This is a genomic window from uncultured Devosia sp. (assembly GCF_913055165.1).
Taxonomy (GTDB): Bacteria; Pseudomonadota; Alphaproteobacteria; order Rhizobiales; family Devosiaceae; genus Devosia.
Genome location: NZ_CAJXJS010000115.1, coordinates 1 through 3,583 on the forward strand (window position 1 = coordinate 1; position 3,583 = coordinate 3,583).

Annotated in this window: 4 protein-coding genes; 2 read left to right on the forward strand and 2 right to left on the reverse strand. The window is 62.7% G+C overall.

The features are described 5' to 3' along the window. Positions 1-136: 136 nt before the first annotated feature. Both QZ564_RS19045 and QZ564_RS19050 read right to left on the reverse strand, forming a co-directional pair. A complete protein-coding gene (locus tag QZ564_RS19045; protein WP_297113521.1) occupies positions 137-493 on the reverse strand; it encodes a hypothetical protein in 357 nt (118 codons plus the stop codon). 71 nt (positions 494-564) lie between these two features. Then, positions 565-753, reverse strand: a complete 189-nt coding sequence (locus QZ564_RS19050; protein WP_297113523.1) for a hypothetical protein — start codon at positions 751-753, stop codon at positions 565-567. Positions 754-866: 113 nt separating this feature from the next. Between QZ564_RS19050 and QZ564_RS19055 the strand changes: the two genes are divergently transcribed. Both QZ564_RS19055 and QZ564_RS19060 read left to right on the forward strand, forming a co-directional pair. Continuing rightward, complete coding sequence (locus QZ564_RS19055) at positions 867-1,421, forward strand: RNA polymerase sigma factor (RefSeq protein WP_297113527.1); 555 nt, start codon at positions 867-869, stop codon at positions 1,419-1,421. Beyond that, positions 1,418-3,496 carry a VWA domain-containing protein gene (locus tag QZ564_RS19060; protein WP_297113525.1) on the forward strand — a complete coding sequence of 693 codons (2,079 nt, stop codon included), beginning with the start codon at positions 1,418-1,420 and terminating at the stop codon, positions 3,494-3,496. Before QZ564_RS19055 ends, QZ564_RS19060 begins: the two co-directional genes overlap by 4 nt. The last annotated feature ends 87 nt before the right edge of the window (positions 3,497-3,583 follow it).

Here is a 3,583-nt window from a genome sequence, read left to right on the forward strand (position 1 = left end):
ACCACACTAAACGCAATGATCAGAACCCAGACCGACTACGCCAACCCAGCTCCAAGCTGAATACAGTTGCCAGTGGAGCGATTTGAGGCGAGAAGGCCATGAGCGTTGTGCTCGAATGGCGGGCGAGGTCGACTCCTCAGGTGTTGGTCCATCCAACAATTATGCCATTCTCAACCTTCACCCGCTGCCTGAAACTGCGGGCGCCGGTTTGAGCGTACTTGTACGTGTGAACCACTTTGGTCTTCAACACGCGCTCTTCTATGGCGGCCGGTTGGCCCCAAGCATCAATTAAGTGTTGAACTGTCATTCCAGGCCGTATTTGACCGCGAAGCACATCCGCACCAAAGGGGTCGTTGGCGTACCTTTTGCTCAGCGTGGCTCGACGATCTTCGTCGGCCCGCCGTCTTCGTGCCGCCTCGTTTTTCTTTTCGTTCTGTTGGATTAAGACGCCGACTACGCCCACAACTAGCAGAACGACGAAGAACCATTCCATTCCTACCTCCCCCAAAGAGAAGTTCATTGGAATGCAAATTGAAGATGCTTTCTAGGCCAGATTTGGTGGGGTCACTCCCCGCTCAACTGCTCCGCGGTCGGCTCCTTAGCCGCATCCGAGGCTTCGCGCAGCGCCTGATAGGAATTCGGGCCGCCTAAAAACATGCCGATGGAAATCAGCAGCACCAGCGCCCCCATGAGGAGGATCATGATGCGCGTGCGGTTGAGGCCGAGCGGCCCGTTTTTCTGTTCATCTGCCATGTCCTGGCCCACCTCCGGGAAATAAATGTTGAGCGCCGGCCAAAGGACTGGCGCAGTGCTGTCGTCTTAGTCTCTAGATTAGCCCGGAGAGGCAAGACGTGCATGCACAGATGATGGGACTGACCGCCGCACCCAAGCCGGACTTGACCGACGCGCTGACCCGCGCGCTGGTTGCGCGCGCCGCCAATGGCGATGGCGCGGCCTTTGCCGAACTCATCGAGGGGCAATACGATCGCATCTACCGCACGGCCTGGCGCTGGTGCGGACATCGCGACGATGCCGAGGACATTGCCCAGGAAGTCTGCGTCAAGATCGGGCAGGGGATTGCCGGCTTTGACGGGCGCAGCGCCTTTTCGAGCTGGGTCTATCGTATCACGCTCAATGCGGTGCGCGACTGGCAAAGGGCCGGAGCCCGGCGCGGGCGCCATGCCAATGCCTATGCCGAGGTGACGCCCACCGAGGCCGAGGCGGAACAGGAAGCGGCCGCCACCAGCAGCCAGCTTTGGGACGCGGTCCGTTCCCTGCCCGAAAAACAGCGCGACGCGGTGCTGCTGGTCTATGCCGAAGAGCTGAGCCATGCCGAAGCCGCCGCCATCATGGGCGTCAAGGAAGCCACCGTTTCCTTCCACGTATTTGAAGCCCGCAAGACCTTGAGGGGGCTGCTATGAGCTTTCCCGAAGACAAAGACCCATTCGAAACGCTGAAATCCGGCGCCGTGCCATCCCCGCGTGCTGCCGCCCGCGAGCGTGCGCTCAACGCTGCCCGCGAGGCCTTCGAGGCCGAACAGAAAAAAACTGCGCACGCGCCCAAAGGAAAGACAGCGAGCGGGCGTCTCATGTCCATTATCATTTCCTTGAAGGGGATTTCGATCATGGACATGCGCATTCCCGTCGGCACCGCCGCCATTGCCCTCCTCGTGCTGCCGCTGGGTTGGCAGCTCTACAATACCACGTCACTGACCCCGACCAGCCAGGTCGTGCCCCAGGTCAACCAGCCCGTGGAACTGGCCGAGACCGATGCCGACGCAGCACCCGAGCCGGCCCCGGCGACCGAGGTCCGCGAGGAGGCGCCCGGCGACGCCGAAATGGCCCTGGCCGATCAGGCCGAGGCCGTCGCGCCACTTGCCCCCGCGCCGATGATGAGCGCTGAAAGCGAAGTGGGCCGGGCAGTTGCCGCCACCAAGATGGGTGCGGCTCCGACTTCGGTGATGTCCGCTGCCCCTGCCGGCGGCATGATTGCCGAGAGCGCTGCCGATTATATGCCACCTTCGCAGGCCGTCATGCCGAGCGGCGACGAGTTTTCCGAGTTCGAGGAACAGCGCCTCAAAGTGGCGGCCGAGGAGCCGGTCTCGACCTTCTCGCTGGATGTCGATACGGCCAGCTACGCCTATGCGCGCCGCCAGCTCGAGGATGGCTATGTGCCCGAGCGCGACGCGGTGCGCATCGAGGAACTGATCAATTATTTCCCCTATGCCTATCCGGCGGCGGAAAGCGCCGATGTGCCGTTCAAGCCGACCCTCATGGTCTATCCCACGCCCTGGAACGAGAAGACGCAGATCCTTCATATAGGCATCAAGGGCTTCGAGGCCGAAGTGGCCGATACGCGAAGCAACCTGGTCTTCCTCATCGACACGTCCGGATCGATGGACGAGCCCGACAAGCTGCCCCTGCTGAAGCGCGCCTTTGGCCTCTTGCTCGACCAGCTTTCGGCCAATGACACGGTTTCCATCGTCACCTATGCAGGCTCGGCCGGCGTGGCGCTCAAACCCACTTCCGCCGACAACAAGGCCGAGATCATGGCGGCGCTGGACCAGCTCTGGGCCGGCGGTTCGACGGCCGGCGCCGAAGGGATCGAGCTCGCCTATCGCCTGGCCGAGGACGCCCGCATCGAGGGCGGCACCAATCGGGTGATCCTGGCCACCGACGGCGATTTCAATGTCGGCATCGACGATCCGGACAAGCTCAAGCATTTTATTGCCGACAAGCGGGCAAGTGGCGTCAGCCTTTCCGTGCTTGGCTTCGGCCGCGGCAATCTCGACGATGCGACCATGCAGGCCCTGGCCCAGAACGGCAATGGCAATGCCAGCTACATTTCAAGCTTCGCCGAAGCGAAGAAGGTGCTGGTCGAGGAGATCGGCGGCACGCTCCACACCATAGCCAAGGATGTGAAGGTGCAGGTCGAGTTCAATCCGGCCGTGGTCGCCGAATACCGGCTCATCGGCTACGAGACCCGGCACCTCAACCGCGAGGATTTCAACAATGACGCGGTCGATGCCGGCGATGTCGGGGCAGGCACGACGGTCACCGCACTTTATGAAATCACTCCGGCCGGTTCGGGCGGGGAACTGGTCGATCCGCTGCGCTATGGCGGGACGCAAGCCGGGGCGGCTTCGGAAGAGATCGCCTTCCTCAAGATGCGCTACAAGCTGCCCGGCAGCGACGTGAGCCAGTTGATCGAGCAGCCCGTCACGGCCAGCGTTGTCTATGGCGACATCGCCGAGGCCGGCGTCGACGCCCAGTTCGCAGCCGCCGTCGCAGCCTTCGGGCAGAAGCTCAAATCCAGCGCCTACGGCACGGCCATGAGCTGGGACGAGGTGGAAGCGCTGGCCCAGGCCGGTCGTGGGACAGATGAAGGCGGCTATCGGGCGGAGTTTGCCCGCCTTGTCGATATGGCGAGCCTTTTGAAGCCCGACACCCACACCGACCCCTGCGCCGCTGGTGTCAGCGGCGAGGAGTGCGAGTAGGAGCGTAGCGACACCTCTCCCTTTGGGGGAGAGGTCGGCCGCAGGCCGGGTGAGGGGGCCTGATCTTGGTTCAGCGTCTGCCCAAGG

Coding starts and splice junctions, on each gene's coding strand:
- QZ564_RS19050 (WP_297113523.1), bottom strand. CDS start 753: ATGGCAGATGAACAGAAAAACGGGCCGCTCGGCCTCAACCGCACGCGC.
- QZ564_RS19045 (WP_297113521.1), bottom strand. CDS start 493: ATGGAATGGTTCTTCGTCGTTCTGCTAGTTGTGGGCGTAGTCGGCGTC.
- QZ564_RS19060 (WP_297113525.1), top strand. CDS start 1,418: ATGAGCTTTCCCGAAGACAAAGACCCATTCGAAACGCTGAAATCCGGC.
- QZ564_RS19055 (WP_297113527.1), top strand. CDS start 867: ATGGGACTGACCGCCGCACCCAAGCCGGACTTGACCGACGCGCTGACC.